Genomic DNA, 14,408 nt, shown 5'->3' on the forward strand with positions numbered 1-14,408 from the left:
CGATCAGATGATGCCGGCCTGACGCAGTTTCTCCCGTGTGTCGGCGTCGATGCCCAGTTCGTCGAGCACCTCGTCGGTGTGCTGGCCCAGTTCCGGGCCGCCATCGCCGAGCCGTCCGGGAGTGGCGCTCAGCTTGGGCAGCACGCCCGGCACCTTGAGCGGCTTGCCGTTGGGGCGGGTGATGCTCTGGATCATTTCGCGCGCGATATAGTGAGGATCGCGGGCGATGTCGGCGGCGGTATAGGGGTAGCCGGCCGGTACCCGGGCGGCATCGAGCTGGGCGAGGATGTCGTCGCGTTCGCGCTCGAGGGTCCAGGCTTCGATGGCGGTATCGATGCGCTCTGCCTGCCGGGCGCGGCCGTCGTTGTGGGCCAGCTCAGGATCGTCCCAAGGTCCGGGCGCCCGATCACCTGCATCAGGCGCTTGAAGATGCTGTCGCCGTTGCCGGCGATCAGTACGTAGTCGCCGCTACGCGTGCGGTAGGCGTTCGAAGGCGTGATGCCGGGCAGCGCGCTGCCGCTGGGCTGGCGAATCTCGCCGCTGGCGTCGTACTCCGGCAGCAGGCTTTCCATCATGGCGAAGACCGACTCGTAGAGCGCGATGTCGACCACCTGGCCCTGGCCGCTGCGGGTGCGCTCCTGCAGGGCCAGCAGGGTGCCGATGACAGCGTAGAGCGCCGACAGCGAGTCGCCGATGCTGACCCCGACCCGCACCGAGGGCTGATCCGGATGACCGGTCAGGTAGCGTAGGCCGCCCATGGCCTCGCCGATCACGCCGAAGCCCGGCTTGTCGCGGTAGGGGCCGGTCTGGCCGTAGCCCGAGACACGCACCATGATCAACCCGGGTTGATGGCGCTGAGCGCGTCCCAGCCGAGCCCCCAGCCCTCCAGGGTGCCGGGGCGGAAGTTCTCGACCAGCACGTCCGCTTCGGCAACCAGACGACGCACCAGATCCTGCCCCTCCTGGCTGCGCAGGTCGAGAGAGACCGAACGCTTGTTGCGGGTCTGGACGTGCCACCACAGCGAGGTGCCGTCCTCGATCATTCGCCAACGACGAAGAGGATCGCCGGTACCGGGAGGTTCGACCTTGATCACGTCGGCGCCGAATTCGCCGAGTAGCTTGGTGGCGAAGGGGCCGGCGATCAGCTGGCCCAGCTCGAGTACCTTCAAGCCATCCAGCGGCAGGCGCCGGTCTTCCGATAATGCCATGGCAGCGACTCCTTGTGCGGAATGGGGTCAGGATGCGTGAGAACACCGGGCACAACAATTAAGGAAAGGGGAAGTCTGGATTCGTTTATGACGAAGCCTTGGCGTAACATGGGCGCTTTCACCACTCACGGGGATGCTGCCGTGCGTCGATTCGACTTCGTCACCCTCAAGCTGTTCGTCTCGATCGCCGACGAGGGGCGTTTGACCGCTGCCGCCGAACGCGAGCACATGGCGCTGGCGGCCGTCAGCAAGCGCATCAGCGATCTCGAGTCGCTGGTGGGAACGGCGCTGCTCTATCGACGTCCCCGCGGCGTCGAGCTGACGCCTGCCGGGCATGCCTTCCTGCATCATGCGCGACGCATCCTCGAGAACATCGAGCGGCTCTCCGCCGAACTCAGCGAGTATGGCGAGGGCGTTCGCGGCCATGTGCGCATCCACTCCAATACCTCGGCGATCATCGCCTTCCTGCCGCAGGACCTGAGCGCCTTCTCCCGCCAGTTCCCCCAGATCAAGATCGATCTCCAGGAACGGGTCAGTTCCGAAGTGATCGCCGCGGTGCGCGACGGCCTGACCGACGTGGGGATTTTCGCTGGACACGTGCCCTGCGATTGTCTGCAGATCCTGCCTTATCGCAGTGACCGGCTGGTACTGATGACGCCACATGACCATCCCCTGGCCGGGCGCGAGTCGCTGCAGCTGCTTGAAGCCACCCAATACGATTTCGTCGGCCTGCAGCAGGATGCCTCGCTGCAGACACTGCTGCACGAACAGGCAAGTCAGGCGGGCAAGACCCTGCGCATGCGCATCCAGGTACGCAGCTTCGATGCCATCTGCCGCATGATCCATCACGGCATGGGCGTCGGCGTATTGCCCGAAAAGACCATCTATCGCGATTTGCGCGACCTCAAGCTGCGCAGCATCCCGCTGAGCGATCCCTGGGCCCGGCGCGAGCTGGTGATCGGCATACGCCAGTACGAAGGGTTGCCGGTGATCGCGCGGCACCTGGTTGATCATCTGGTCGGCCGCGAGGCGTCACCCATTGCGCAGGATGGTGAACGGTGACCACTGCTGGCACAACGGAGTGACTTCGAGCCGGGTGATGTTGACGTGGGGCGGCAGTTCGGCGATATGCAACGCCTGTACGGCCACGTCAATGGGCTGCAGCGCTCGGGTGCCGGCGTAGTAGCGTTCGGCGAAGTCCCGGTCGCCCTTCATACGGACCTCGGTGAATTCGCTCACGGTCATGCCCGGGGCAAGGTCGGTAACTCGTACGCCTGAGCCGCTCACATCGCAGCGCAGGTTGTAGCTGAACTGTTCGACGAAGGCCTTCGAGGCGCCGTAGACATGGCCGCCAGGGTAGGGCGTGTGGCCGGCGATGGAGCCGATATTGATGATGGTGGCGCCCTCGCCATGGGCGATCAGCCTTGGCAACAGCAGTCTCGTGACCGTGACCAAGCCCTTGATGTTGGTGTCGATCATGGCGTGCCAGTCGTCGAGATCGGCATCCTGGGAAGGTCCCTTGCCGAGCGCCAGGCCGGCATTGTTGAGCAGTAGTCTGATGTCGTCGAAGGGGGCGGGCAGCGAGTCGACGACGCGCTCGATGGCCTGACGGTCGGTGACGTCAAGGGCGGCGACATGGATCGGGACCGAATTGCCGAGGCGCTGGCGCAGTGCTTCCAGGCGCTCCTGGCGGCGGCCGGTGAGCACCAGCCCCCAGCCGGCCGAGGCGAAGGTCTCGGCACAGGCCTGGCCAATGCCCGAGGTAGCACCGGTGATGAAAGCGATGGGTGCGGTTTCGTGCATGATGAACCCTCATGAAGTGAAGCTTCATTGACGGACGCTCGTCTTTCTCAAGATATTAGCCATTAGTCGCAGCGTTGTGTTCATGCGACTGAAGAATGCCTTGCCTGATGGGCTTCAGAGCCATCGTCAATGGCGAAGGCAGCCTTCATCAAAATCGATTTGAGCGTAGCGGGTGCATGTTTCAAGATCACAGCACGCCATCACGACAATCAACATAACGATAACGATCAGGAGAGCACCCATGCGCAAGTCCCTCCTTGCCTCGCTGGCCACGCTTGGCATGTTGAGCGCCCCGTTCGCGCTCGCCAATACCATCGAGATCCAGGTCAACAACACCATGAGCGAAGGCGGCTCCGAGAGTGCTGCCGTCGAGCGCTTCGCCGAGTATCTGGAAGAGCAGGCGCCGGGACGCTTCAACGTACGCCCCTTCCTGGCCGGCTCCCTGGGCGGCGAGGATGCGGTGCTGGAACTGCTCAACCTGGGGCAGACCCAGATCTCCATCACCGGCGGCAACTGGCGCCAGCAGTATGCTCCCGAATACGACGCCATCACCGTGCCCTTCGTCTTCTCTACCTGGGAAGAAGTGGATGCCTATATGGAGAGCCCGTCGGGCCAGCGCCTGGTAGAGCTGGCCGAAGAGAAGGGCGGACTCAAGTATTTCGGCACCCAGCATCGCGGCCCGCGCCACATGACCGCCAACAAGGCGATTCACACCCCCGACGACCTACAAGGGTTCCGCCTGCGCCTGCCGTCGCTGCCGGTATGGCTTGAGGTGTGGGAGGAGATCGGTGCCCAGGTGGTCAACGTGCCGGCACCGGAAATCTACCTGGCCATGCAGACTCGCCAGGTCGATGGCCACGAAAACTCCTTGTCATCGCCCTATACCCGGCGTCTGTGGGAAGTGCAGGATCACATCATCTTGACCAGCCACGTCATGTTTCCGTGGAACTGGGTGGCAAGCTCGCGCTGGTGGAACGGACTGGATGCCGAAGACCAGGAACTGATCACCGAGGCCATCCATGTGGCTCGCCAGCATGGTACCGAGGTGGAGCGTGAGTTCGACGAGTACTACCTCGAAGAGCTGGAGAAAGCGGGCATGACCATTATCGAGCCCGATGTGTCGCTGTTCCGCGAGGCGGCCATGCCGGCCATCGAACGCGTCATGGCCGACATGGCCGATGGCGTGATGGAAGATGCCATGGGCAATGGCGCGGCCGACTGACGCCCGCGTGTCGAATCGAACGGTCAGCGGCGCCCCATCCGGGACGCCGCTGGCGTTTCCTGCCTGGAGGAAAGCATCTTGACGTCTTCTTCAACGCCGCCCGAGAGTGGGCTGGACCGGGTTGCGTTTCATCTGCTGCGGGGCATTACCCTGGTCTGCGACATCGTGGGCGTACTGCTGCTGGCCGGCGTGTTGTTGTTGATCGTTGCCGCCGTGCTGGCGCGTGACGTGATCGGCCTGGGCATGCCCTGGACGGAGGAAGTCGCCTCCATGCTGGCAATCTATGCCGTCGCCTTCGGCTCGCTGTCGGCCTGGGTGCGCTTCGAGCACCTCGTCGTCGATCTCTTCAGCCATAGGCTCAGCCCATTGGTGCGCCACTTGCAGTACCGCCTGGTAGCGCTGCTCTCATTCGGCTTCTTCGTGCTGGCGGCCTATGGCTCTCTCACGATGTCTACGGTCAGCGCCAATAACCGCACCGTGTCGCTGGGCATCAGCTTCAGCTACCTCTATTACGGTATCTTCATTGCCTTCGCCGGCATGGCCGTACTGGCGCTATGGCAGGCGCTGCGCGGACCGGTGTCGTGGCAGGAGTCCCTTCAGGCCGAGCAGGAGGCCAACTGATGCAGGAGCTCATGGTTTTCGTCGGCGGGCTGCTGCTGCTCATGGCCATCGGCCTGCCCGTCGTCGTGGCGATCGGTATCACCTCCTTCATTGCGCTGGCGGTTACCGGTACCGGCGGCCTACCGGTGGAGTTGATGTCGCTGCGCATGGTGCAGACGCTGAACAATTTCACCCTGCTGGCGATACCGCTGTTCATCCTTGCCGCCAATATCATGAATACCGGCTCGACGACCACGCGGATCTTCGATTTCGCCACGGCGCTGGTAGGCTTTACCAAAGGCGGCCTGGGCCATGCCAACGTGGTCGCCAGCTCGATCTTCGCCACCATGTCGGGCACTGCGGTGGCCGATGCCGCCGGGCTCGGCAGCATCGAGATCAAGGCCATGAAGGAGCGTGGCTACGACCTGGGCTACTCGGCCGGTATCACCGCGGCCTCGAGCGTCATCGGGCCGATCCTGCCGCCGAGCATTGCGCTGGTGGTATATGGCTGGTTGGCCAACGTGAGCATCGGCGCCCTGTTCATGGCGGGGTTGGTGCCGGGTATCCTGATGGCGCTGCTGTTCATGGGGATGACGGTGGTGCTCGGTGCCGGCAAGCGCGTGGCCATGCCACCGCCCGTGCCGTTCGACGGCAAGGAAGTGCTACGTACCGGCAGGCGGGCGCTGCTGCCGCTGATGATGCCGGCAATCATCGTGGGCGGTATCTGGACCGGACTCTTCACGCCTACCGAGGCCGGTGCCATTGCCTCGCTCTACGCCGTGGTGCTGGGTGGGCTGGTCTATCGCGATCTGTCGTGGCGCGACCTGTTCCATGCCTTCCGGCGCACGCTCATGTTCAGTGCCGCGATCCTGCTGATCATCGCCGTATCGAGCTTCTATGGCTGGATCCTGGTGCGCATCGGCATTCCCCAGGCCCTGGCGGCCCAGGTTGCCGGCATCGACATGCCGACGTTCATGCTGCTGCTGGCCTTCGCGCTCTTCTTCCTGCTGATCGGCTGCTTCATGTCGGTGATCGAGAGCATCCTGATCTTCACGCCCATCGTCGTGCCTGCCGCCCTGGCGGCCGGCCTCGATCCGATTCACTTCGGCATCGTCATGGTGATCACCTTGTCGTAGGTGTCATCACACCGCCGTTCGGTACGGTGCTGTTCCTGATGGTTGGGATCACGCGGCTGCGCTACTCGCAGATCGTCATCGCCATTCTGCCGTTTCTGATTCCGATACTGCTGACCATCCTGATCCTCATCGCCACGCCTGCTCTGGCGACCTGGCTGCCTCGCCTGACAGGATATTGAGAGGAACGAACCGGCGGCCCGGGACTGAACGCCCGGCGCCGCCGTGGGTCTGAAGCGTTAACGTCGCAGGGGATCCGCCATGCTCGACACCATCCAACGTTTCTTCCAGCAGGCCCTGGCCGAGCCCGAGCGCTCGGACGATCCGGCCCCGACCCTGGAGCGTGCCACCGCCGCGCTGTTGTGCGAGGTGATGCGTGCCGACTACCACACCGATCAGGTGCAGCTCGACGCATTGCGCCAGCTGCTCATGAGCCATTTCCAGCTTCCCGCCGCCGACGTGGAGGAGTTGATGGAGATGGCGCGCGAGGAGGTGGAGCACTCGGTCGATCACTACCAGTTCGTCAGCCTGATCAAGCAGCACTACGACTATGCCCAGCGCTGCGAGCTGGTGCGCATGATGTGGACGCTGGCCAATGCCGATGCCAACCACAACGCGCTCGAGGAGCATCGCATCCGCCGTCTGGCCGAGCTGCTGCATGTCAGCCATTCCGACTTCATCCGCACCAAGCTGCAGGTCCAGGGGCAGGTCGAGTAGGTTGCCTTGATCCGGGGCATGAAGTGGTGGATTTCTGGGCGGCGTCGCCCTGGTCGCACTGCTAGACTATGCGCTCTTTCCGGCAGGGCCGGTCGCAAAGGGAGGAGTGGCATGTCGCGTCAAACCGTCGTACTGGGAGCCGGCATGATCGGCGTCTCCATCGCCTGGCACCTGGCTCGTCGCGGCCGCTCAGTACTGCTGATCGATCGCCGCCCGCCCGGGCAGGAGACCTCCTACGGCAACGGTGGGCTGATCCAGCGCGAGGCGGTGCGACCCTATACCTTTCCCCGCGAGTTCGGCAAATTGCTCAGCGCACTACCCAACCGACGGGTCGACATCCGCTACCGGCTGAGTGGCATGCTGCAGTTTGCCGGAGCGCTGTACGGCTACTGGCGTTACTCGGCGCCGCGCCACTACGAGCGTATCGTTGCCGAGTACGCTTCGCTGATCATGCTCTCTACCCAGGAGCACGCGCCGATGATCGAGGCGGCCGGTGCCGCGGGGCTGATCGGCAAGGAGGGCTGGCTGGAAGTGCACCGTAGCCAGGCCGAACTCGAGCGTCGCCAGCGGGAGGCCGAGGATGCTGCAGTACGCTTCGGTGTCACTCACGAGGCGCTCGACGCCGCCGCGCTGGCCAGGCTCGAGCCGGAGCTCAAGCCTGGCCTCGCTGGAGCCATTCACTGGACCAACGCCTGGAGCGTGGCCGATCCGGGCGGGCTGGTGGCGGCCTATGCCGAAAGCTACAAGCGCCAGGGTGGGGAGTTCCTGCAGGCGAACGTCGAGCGGGTGAGCCAGGCGGGGCAGGGCTGGCGTATCGAGACCGACAGCGGCAGCCACGAGGCCGACGAGGTGGTGGTAGCGCTGGGCCCATGGTCGGGAGGATGGCTCAGGGACCTGGGCTATCGCCTGCCCGCGTTCGTCAAGCGGGGTTATCACATGCACTACGGCGCTGAACGGAGAGGCGGTTGCGGCACTGGATCGCCGACGCCGACATCGGCTATATCCTTGCGCCGATGCGCGCCGGCATCCGGCTTACCACGGGCGCCGAGCTGGCTCGCCTCGATGCGCCCTCTTCTCAAGGTCAGTTGGATGCCGCCGAACGCCGGGCTCGAGAGCTCTATCCCGCTCTTGGCGAGCGGCTGGAGGAGGTGCCGTGGAAGGGCGCGCGTCCCTGTCTGCCGGACATGAAACCGATCATCGGTCCCGCGCCGCGCCACAAGGGGTTGTGGCTCGCCTTCGGGCATGGCCACCAGGGCTTTACCATGGGGCCGGTGACCGGGCGCCTGATGGCGGAGATGATGGAGGGGGAGCCGACGGCGATCGATATGGCGCCGTTCCGTGCGGACCGCTTCTAGGTCCTGGCCCTTGTTTTCACCCGGCGCGATTGCGCCGCCGGCGCCACTGGTGGTGGATGGACTTGATCAACAGGGTCATTACATAGACCACCCAGCCGGCGGTGGCCAGCACGTTGAACAGCAGCATCTTCTGCTGGCCGCTCATGGGGGCGAACAGGGTCTCGATGAGCATGCCGAGAAGCAGGGCAAGCGCCATCGGCAGGGCGAGAATATGCATCCACATTTCGGTGCGCCGCTTGCGTACGTGGTAGCGGCTGAGATGAACGCGAAACGGGCGATGCATGAAGCTGACCAGGATCATGGCGCCGAGAGCGAGGATGGCGGCCAGGGTGGGCTCGACGCTGTCCATCCTGGCCGAGACGCTGATCGACCAGAAGAACACGACCCACATCAGCCCAGCCAGGATGGCGACGATATCGGCGTAGTGGCGAACCCGGGGCATTGGCAAGGTCTCATGCGGTAAAAACGGCGTCGATGATACGGCAAATCGACTCGACTTGCTGCCGTCGCGCCGAAATTGTCGGCTCAGTGCCCGCCATCCGGGCAACCGGACGCGACCTTCCGGTATACTCTGGCTTCGACATTCCAGCTGAGCCACAGGATACGCCGTGAACGCAATCACCCTGACCCGCCCCGACGATTGGCACCTGCACCTGCGCGATGGTGAGGCGCTCGAGGCCGTGGTGCCTGCCACTGCCCGTCAGATGGGACGTGCGATCATCATGCCCAACCTCAAGCCGCCGGTCACGACGACCGAGCAGGCCTTGAGCTATCGTGAGCGGATCCTGGCCGCGCGCCCGCAAGGCTCAGCCTTCGAGCCGTTGATGACGCTGTATCTCACCGACAACACGCCGGCCGAAGAGATCGAACGTGCCGTGGCGAGTGGCAGGGTGCATGCAGTGAAGCTCTACCCCGCAGGTGCCACGACCAACTCGGACTCGGGTGTGACCGACGTCGCGCACTGCGACGCAACGATTGCCACCATGGCGCGCCTGGGGCTGCCGCTGCTGGTGCATGGTGAGGTCACCGATGCCGAGATCGACATCTTCGACCGCGAGGCCGCTTTCATCGAGCGAGTGATGAAGCCGCTGCTCGAACGTCATCCCACCTTGAAGGTCGTGTTCGAGCACATCACCACGGCGGACGCTGCTGAATTCGTTGCCCAGGCACCGGCCAATGTGGCAGCGACTATCACGGCTCACCATTTATTGTTCAACCGCAACCATATGCTGGCCGGCGGCATTCGCCCCACTATTACTGCCTGCCGATCCTCAAGCGTGAGCGCCACCGCGAGGCACTGCTGGCTGCTGCCACCTCGGGCAGCGGTAAGTTCTTCCTCGGCACCGATAGTGCCCCTCATGCCCAGGGCGACAAGGAGTCGGCCTGCGGCTGTGCCGGTGCCTATACCGCTCCAGCGGCGATCGAACTGTACGCCACGGCCTTCGAGCAGGCCGGGGCGCTGGGTCGGCTGGAAGGGTTCGCCAGTCATTTCGGGCCTGACTTCTACGGCCTGCCGCGCAATGGCGACACGATCACCCTGGTGCGTGAGGAGTGGACGCTACCCGACTCGCTGCCCTATGCCGGCAGCCAGCGCATCGTACCGCTCAAGGCGGGGGAGGCGCTCGCCTGGAAGCTGCAGGAGTGACGACTCCTTTGTCTTTCTTGACGCAACGGCCGCCCTTGAGGCGGCCGTTGCGTTGTTCGCCAATGGTGGCTGACATTTAGCTGTCATTCTTTCAGCGAAGCGTCCGAGGGTAGGCTATGGTGAGGAGGAGCGCTGGAGGCGCTCCTCTATCGCAATCTCCGTTGTAACCGCATTGCCAGTCGGCCAGCTGCGTGCTGGCTGAGGATCGTGCCCGGAGACATGGCCTGCAATGACAAAGCTGATTCCCAAGCATGCGCGTGAGGCATCGCGAGGATTCCTGGAGTTCGCGCTGCTGTTGACCGTTGCGAAGGGAAAGGTGCCGGCCGTGTATTTCGACAGGCAACTGAATGTCGGCGATGCGCTCACGCCCTATCTGATCGAAAAGCTTACCGGCAAGGTGGCGTATCGAGTCCGCTCCAACACGGTCGACCATCTCCTGGGAGTGGGAAGCATCATGCACCTGGCGAAGCGTCGAAGCCTGGTGTGGGGCAGCGGCATCATCGACCCTGAATGGTTGCCCGGACGGGATGTGCTCGAGAGTGCCCGATTCTTTGCCGTGAGAGGACGTCTCACGCTGGAACTGCTGGCGGCCAATGGGGCGGATGTGGCAACAGTGGCGTTGGGAGATCCCGCGCTAGTGATGCCCCAACTGTATTGCCCCAAGCGACGCAGCACGAAGTATCGCATAGGGCTGGTGCCCCATTATGCGGATCGGGAGGCTCCGATGGTGCGCTACATGGCGAGCCAGTCCGGTGTCAGGCTGATCGACGTGAGGCAGCAGCCCGAGCCCTTTATCGACGCCATTTGCGAGTGCGAAACGGTCGTTTCCTCTTCCCTGCATGGGCTGATTCTCTCGGATGGTTACTGCATTCCCAATCTCTGGGTGCGGTTCAGCGATGGGCTCATCGGGGGCGAATTCAAGTTCCACGATTACTACAGCACCACGGAGGCTCCCGGCACTCGTATCGTGCCGATCATGGATCGGGAGGCAGCCGACGGTTGCATGGCTGAGTTGCTGGCGCAGGGCAGGGTAACCAAGTATCTCGGCGATCCCGCACGGCTTGTCGCCGCCTTTCCTTTCAGCGAATTCGGATGTTGACATGGACATGCGTGAACCGACCATCAGCGTCGTCATCCCGGCATATAATGTGGCTCCCTATATCGATGCCGCACTGAACAGCTTGGCCCAACAGACGGTTCGGCCGCATGAGGTCATCATCGTCGATGACGGCAGTGAGGACGATACTTGGCAGCGGATGTGCGCTTTTCCGCATCCCTACCGAGTGGAGCTGATCTCGACCGACAACCAGGGACAGGGCAGGGCCAGGAACCTGGCCATCGCCAGGAGTTCTGGAGAATATCTCTACTTCTTCGATGCGGACGACCTGCTGGAGCCCGACTTCATCGAGAAAATGCAGGAAATCATCATCTCCCGGCAATATCCTGACATCATCTTCTTTTCGGGCGATGCTTTCTTCGACGAAGGAGCGCAGGGGGTGGATTTCGTCCGCACCTACCGGCGTGGCTGTGCAGGGGAGTATCTCACCGCTGCCGGCCTCCTCGCGGCATTCGAGAGGCACGGCGGTGGCTCCTGCAGTCCCTGCCTCTATCTCAGCCAGCGCCGGCTATGGTCGGGCAAGCTCAGGTTCAAGGCGTATTACCACGAGGATGAAGAGGTCTTCTACCCATTGATCTTTGCTGCCGAACGCTACGTGGTGGTCGATGAGGTCTTCTTCCAGCGCCGGATCCGGCAGGGCTCCACCATGACCATGTCCAAGAACAGAAAGCATGTGAGGGGGTTGCATGTGTTACTGGAATCCCTACTGGCGTTGTATCGCGACCCCGCGTATCGCGACTGCCGGCGCCATATCAGGAAGCGGGCCATCCAGTATACCGGCCAGTACATGAATGTTTGTCGCGATGTCCGCGAGCCCTACGATATGTCGTTGCTGCTGTCGCTGATCCTGGGGTTCAGAAATCGCTGGATGTGTCTGAAGATAGCTTTTCACACGCTGAACGGCTCGCTGCGCGCCACGATCAAGCGCCACCTGAACAGGAGGAGGCTGGTGAGCCACTGAAGTATCGGCGGCCCGCTGCCACATGCACCAGGGTAAGGCCGGCAGCCATGGACCGCGCTCGCTTCAGTCTGTGGTGAGTTCAGGCTCCGCCTGAGGAGCAAGCCGTGCAATCATGGCTTCGACCATGCGCGCCGAGTGCGCGGCAGCTTTGTCGAGGAACTGTTCGAAGGATATGTGGTTGTCGCCGCTGCCGGGGATGTCGGAAAGCGCGCGAATGACCACGAACGGGCAACCGTACAGATGGCAGGTCTGGGCGATGGCGGCGGCCTCCATCTCGGCTGCCAGCATGGTGGGGAAGCGCGAGCGGGTCTTGGCCACCAGCTCGGGGCAGGCCATGAAGACATCGCCGGTGGCGATCAGGCCCTCGGTCACTTTGACCTCGCCCAGTTCCTCGACGCACTCCCTGGCAAGGGCGACCAGGCGCTCGTCGGGGAGATAGGCGGCCGGCATCTGCGGTACCTGGCCGTGCTCGTAGCCAAATGCCACGGCATCCACGTCGTGGTGGCGCACCTCGCTCGATACCACCACGTCGCCGATCTCCAGCCCTTCACCAAAACCGCCGGCCGAACCGGTATTGATGATGGCCTCGGGCTGGTACATGTCGAGCAGCAAGGTAGTGCCGATGGCGGCGTTGACCTTGCCGATGCCCGACTGGAGCACCACAACATCGGCGCCGTGCAGCTTGCCTTGGTGGAAGGTGCAGCCCACGTGGGTACGAGTTCTGCGCCCCTCCAGCCGTGCAGCGAGGCGGTCGACCTCCTGGGCCATGGCGCCAATGATGCCAATGCGTTTCATTTGTTCCCGATTCTCCGATATTGACGGAGCGCGCATTCTATCCGAGCCGCAGGCTCATGTCAGGCCTGGTTCAGGAAGAGGCGGTTTCCAGCTCCATGGCGTCATGGCGTTCGGCCGCGAACAGGGTATTCTCCAGCAGCGAGGCGACCGTCATCGGTCCCACGCCTCCCGGTACCGGAGTGATCCAGGCAGCGCGCTCGGAGGCTGGGCCGAACTCCACGTCTCCAACCAGTCGTCCGTCTTCCTCCCGGTTGATCCCCACATCGATGACGATCGCCCCGTCGCGGACCCACTCGCCCTTGACCAGACCGGGGTTGCCGACCGCGACGACCAGCAGCTCGGCCCGACGTACGTGCGATTCCAGGTCGCGCGTGAAGCGGTGGCAAACGGTGGTGGTGCAGCCTGCCAGCATCAGTTCGAGCGCCATGGGGCGTCCGACGATGTTGGATGCACCAACCACGGTGGCGTCCATTCCACGTACCTTCAATCCGCTCGCCTGTAGCAGCGTCATGATGCCCTTGGGCGTACAGGGGCGCAGGACCGGTAGACGCTGGGCCAGGCGGCCTAGGTTGTAGGGGTGGAAGCCGTCGACGTCCTTGTGCGGCAGGATGCGCTCGAGGATCGGGCGGGCATCCAGGTGGGCGGGCAACGGCAACTGCAGCAAAATTCCATCGATGCGCTTGTCGGCATTGAGCTCGTCGATGAGTTGCTCGAGCGCCTGCTGCGAAGTGTCGCCGGGCAGCGCATGACGGAAGGAGAGAATGCCGGCCTGCTCGCAGGCGCGATGCTTGTTGCTCACGTAGACGTGGGAGGCCGGGTCGTCGCCCACCAGGACGACGGCGAGACCGGGGACGCGCTTGCCCTCGCTGCGGCGCGTTTCCACCTGGCGCGCAACCTGTTCGCGGACCTGAGCGGCTATGGCCTTGCCATCGATGAGTTGGGCGGTCATCGTGTCTCCCCCTGACGAGTGATGTGTGCGGCGCTGGCGAGGCCGGCGGTGAATTCGAAGGGGGCCGATTTTCGCATGACGCGCCTCCCAGGCAAAGCGCAAAAGCCCCGCTGTGTCAGGAAGCTATTGACCGCAGTCGATTCTCGCGTAGAATACGCAGCGCTCGGTGAGGCCCGCTCTGCGGTGCCGAGGTCGAGCGAAGGCCGGCGGGGTGTAGCGCAGTCTGGTAGCGCGCCTGCTTTGGGAGCAGGATGTCGGGGGTTCGAATCCCTCCACCCCGACCACAACCTTTTGTTTGTGCTGGGAAAAAGGCGAAACGGGGTTGCGGTCAGTTGGCATGGAACGTAGAATGCGCCCATAGCTCAACCGGATAGAGCAACGGCCTTCTAAGCCGTAGGTTGCAGGTTCGAGTCCTGCTGGGCGTGCCACGCTTCCAGGCAGGGCGGCCTCCGGTTCGAGGGTGGTGTCTCGGGTGTTGTTTGCTCGAGCAGTGCCGTTCTTGAAGTGGCGTTACTTGAAGGCGTCATTAGTAAGTGGCGCAGCGTCGATATGGTGGATGTAGCTCAGTGGTAGAGCCCCGGATTGTGGCTCCGGTGGTCGTGGGTTCGATCCCCATCATCCACCCCAATCGACCGATATCTCTTTGAGCGATGCGCTTAATGCTGCAATGGTGGATGTAGCTCAGTGGTAGAGCCCCGGATTGTGGCTCCGGTGGTCGTGGGTTCGATCCCCATCATCCACCCCATTGCACCCAATCTTTGCCTGGTTTCCTTTCGTGCTTCCTGTCTGCCCGGTCGAGTCGCCTTGCCCGGGTGTCGGTCGTTGATGCTCGTGTGTCATGTGCTTGCCTGGCGGTGAGCTTGTCCAACAGGTTGCCGACCCCTTGTAAAACCCGCAATCGCCC

General features: G+C 63.4%; 12 protein-coding genes, 4 tRNA genes and 3 pseudogenes. 14 read left to right on the plus strand and 5 right to left on the minus strand.

Annotation, left to right across the window (positions count from 1 at the left end; genetic code table 11):
- Positions 1 to 3: 3 nt before the first annotated feature.
- Positions 4 to 1,207, minus strand: a pseudogene (locus EKK97_RS11325) (CaiB/BaiF CoA transferase family protein).
- 141 nt (positions 1,208 to 1,348) lie between these two features.
- On the opposite strand from EKK97_RS11325, the gene EKK97_RS11330 reads away from it, so the two are divergent.
- On the plus strand, positions 1,349 to 2,269 hold the full coding sequence (locus EKK97_RS11330; RefSeq protein ID WP_159551940.1) for a LysR family transcriptional regulator: 921 nt from the start codon (positions 1,349 to 1,351) through the stop codon (positions 2,267 to 2,269).
- On the opposite strand, the gene EKK97_RS11335 is transcribed toward EKK97_RS11330, so the two are convergent.
- Positions 2,240 to 3,010, minus strand: coding sequence for an SDR family NAD(P)-dependent oxidoreductase (locus EKK97_RS11335; protein WP_159551942.1), 771 nt, complete (start codon positions 3,008 to 3,010; stop codon positions 2,240 to 2,242). The two genes, EKK97_RS11330 and EKK97_RS11335, sit on opposite strands and share 30 nt — an antisense overlap.
- A 241-nt stretch (positions 3,011 to 3,251) precedes the next feature.
- Here EKK97_RS11335 and EKK97_RS11340 point away from each other — a divergent pair, with 241 nt between their 5' ends.
- From EKK97_RS11340 to EKK97_RS11360, 6 genes and pseudogenes are all read left to right on the plus strand, one after another.
- Positions 3,252 to 4,232 carry a TRAP transporter substrate-binding protein gene (locus EKK97_RS11340; RefSeq protein ID WP_159551944.1) on the plus strand — a complete coding sequence of 327 codons (981 nt, stop codon included), beginning with the start codon at positions 3,252 to 3,254 and terminating at the stop codon, positions 4,230 to 4,232.
- A gap of 78 nt (positions 4,233 to 4,310) precedes the next feature.
- Positions 4,311 to 4,853: a TRAP transporter small permease gene (locus tag EKK97_RS11345; RefSeq protein WP_159551946.1), complete on the plus strand. Its 543-nt coding sequence runs from the start codon at positions 4,311 to 4,313 to the stop codon at positions 4,851 to 4,853.
- Positions 4,853 to 5,968, plus strand: coding sequence for a TRAP transporter large permease (locus EKK97_RS11350; protein ID WP_236551436.1), 1,116 nt, complete (start codon positions 4,853 to 4,855; stop codon positions 5,966 to 5,968). The genes EKK97_RS11345 and EKK97_RS11350 overlap by 1 nt, the downstream gene beginning before the upstream one ends.
- A gap of 38 nt (positions 5,969 to 6,006) precedes the next feature.
- Positions 6,007 to 6,147, plus strand: a complete 141-nt coding sequence (locus EKK97_RS24620) for a hypothetical protein (RefSeq protein ID WP_236551437.1) — start codon at positions 6,007 to 6,009, stop codon at positions 6,145 to 6,147.
- Between the two features lie 79 nt (positions 6,148 to 6,226).
- On the plus strand, positions 6,227 to 6,682 hold the full coding sequence (locus EKK97_RS11355) for a tellurite resistance TerB family protein (RefSeq protein ID WP_159551948.1): 456 nt from the start codon (positions 6,227 to 6,229) through the stop codon (positions 6,680 to 6,682).
- 111 nt (positions 6,683 to 6,793) lie between these two features.
- Positions 6,794 to 8,037, plus strand: a pseudogene (locus EKK97_RS11360) (NAD(P)/FAD-dependent oxidoreductase).
- A 16-nt stretch (positions 8,038 to 8,053) separates the two neighbouring features.
- On the opposite strand, the gene EKK97_RS11365 reads toward EKK97_RS11360, so the two are convergent.
- Entirely contained in the window at positions 8,054 to 8,479 is a 426-nt protein-coding gene (locus EKK97_RS11365) for a hypothetical protein (RefSeq protein WP_159551950.1), read from the minus strand.
- Positions 8,480 to 8,645: 166 nt separating this feature from the next.
- On the opposite strand from EKK97_RS11365, the pseudogene pyrC reads away from it, so the two are divergent.
- From pyrC to EKK97_RS11380, 3 genes and pseudogenes are all read left to right on the plus strand, one after another.
- Positions 8,646 to 9,682: pseudogene (gene pyrC, locus EKK97_RS11370) on the plus strand (dihydroorotase).
- A gap of 229 nt (positions 9,683 to 9,911) precedes the next feature.
- Positions 9,912 to 10,781, plus strand: a complete 870-nt coding sequence (locus EKK97_RS11375) for a polysaccharide pyruvyl transferase family protein (RefSeq protein WP_159551952.1) — start codon at positions 9,912 to 9,914, stop codon at positions 10,779 to 10,781.
- Position 10,782: 1 nt separating this feature from the next.
- Positions 10,783 to 11,760: a glycosyltransferase family 2 protein gene (locus EKK97_RS11380; protein ID WP_159551954.1), complete on the plus strand. Its 978-nt coding sequence runs from the start codon at positions 10,783 to 10,785 to the stop codon at positions 11,758 to 11,760.
- A 63-nt stretch (positions 11,761 to 11,823) separates the two neighbouring features.
- On the opposite strand, the gene mtnN is transcribed toward EKK97_RS11380, so the two are convergent.
- Both mtnN and folD read right to left on the minus strand, forming a co-directional pair.
- On the minus strand, positions 11,824 to 12,555 hold the full coding sequence (gene mtnN / locus EKK97_RS11385) for a 5'-methylthioadenosine/S-adenosylhomocysteine nucleosidase (protein ID WP_159551956.1): 732 nt from the start codon (positions 12,553 to 12,555) through the stop codon (positions 11,824 to 11,826).
- A gap of 70 nt (positions 12,556 to 12,625) precedes the next feature.
- The gene (gene folD / locus EKK97_RS11390) at positions 12,626 to 13,504 is read right to left on the minus strand and encodes a bifunctional methylenetetrahydrofolate dehydrogenase/methenyltetrahydrofolate cyclohydrolase FolD (RefSeq protein ID WP_159551958.1); all 879 of its coding nucleotides are present in this window, start codon (positions 13,502 to 13,504) and stop codon (positions 12,626 to 12,628) included.
- 207 nt (positions 13,505 to 13,711) lie between these two features.
- Between folD and EKK97_RS11395 the strand changes: the two genes are divergently transcribed.
- From EKK97_RS11395 to EKK97_RS11410, 4 genes are all read left to right on the plus strand, one after another.
- Positions 13,712 to 13,788 (plus strand) — tRNA-Pro (locus tag EKK97_RS11395).
- Between the two features lie 67 nt (positions 13,789 to 13,855).
- Positions 13,856 to 13,932: transfer RNA gene (locus EKK97_RS11400), tRNA-Arg, on the plus strand.
- Positions 13,933 to 14,056: 124 nt separating this feature from the next.
- A tRNA-His gene (locus EKK97_RS11405) sits at positions 14,057 to 14,131 on the plus strand.
- 43 nt (positions 14,132 to 14,174) lie between these two features.
- A tRNA-His gene (locus EKK97_RS11410) sits at positions 14,175 to 14,249 on the plus strand.
- Positions 14,250 to 14,408: the final 159 nt, after the last annotated feature.

It is taken from the genome of Billgrantia tianxiuensis (assembly GCF_009834345.1).
Taxonomy (GTDB): domain Bacteria; phylum Pseudomonadota; class Gammaproteobacteria; order Pseudomonadales; family Halomonadaceae; genus Halomonas; species Halomonas tianxiuensis.

Bases quoted from the DNA above. Each gene is read 5' to 3' on its own strand.
- EKK97_RS11335 (WP_159551942.1), bottom strand. From the start codon at position 3,010: ATGCACGAAACCGCACCCATCGCTTTCATCACCGGTGCTACCTCGGGC.
- EKK97_RS11340 (WP_159551944.1), top strand. From the start codon at position 3,252: ATGCGCAAGTCCCTCCTTGCCTCGCTGGCCACGCTTGGCATGTTGAGC.
- EKK97_RS11350 (WP_236551436.1), top strand. From the start codon at position 4,853: ATGCAGGAGCTCATGGTTTTCGTCGGCGGGCTGCTGCTGCTCATGGCC.
- EKK97_RS24620 (WP_236551437.1), top strand. From the start codon at position 6,007: ATGGTTGGGATCACGCGGCTGCGCTACTCGCAGATCGTCATCGCCATT.
- EKK97_RS11355 (WP_159551948.1), top strand. From the start codon at position 6,227: ATGCTCGACACCATCCAACGTTTCTTCCAGCAGGCCCTGGCCGAGCCC.
- EKK97_RS11365 (WP_159551950.1), bottom strand. From the start codon at position 8,479: ATGCCCCGGGTTCGCCACTACGCCGATATCGTCGCCATCCTGGCTGGG.
- EKK97_RS11375 (WP_159551952.1), top strand. From the start codon at position 9,912: ATGACAAAGCTGATTCCCAAGCATGCGCGTGAGGCATCGCGAGGATTC.
- EKK97_RS11380 (WP_159551954.1), top strand. From the start codon at position 10,783: ATGGACATGCGTGAACCGACCATCAGCGTCGTCATCCCGGCATATAAT.
- mtnN (WP_159551956.1), bottom strand. From the start codon at position 12,555: ATGAAACGCATTGGCATCATTGGCGCCATGGCCCAGGAGGTCGACCGC.
- folD (WP_159551958.1), bottom strand. From the start codon at position 13,504: ATGACCGCCCAACTCATCGATGGCAAGGCCATAGCCGCTCAGGTCCGC.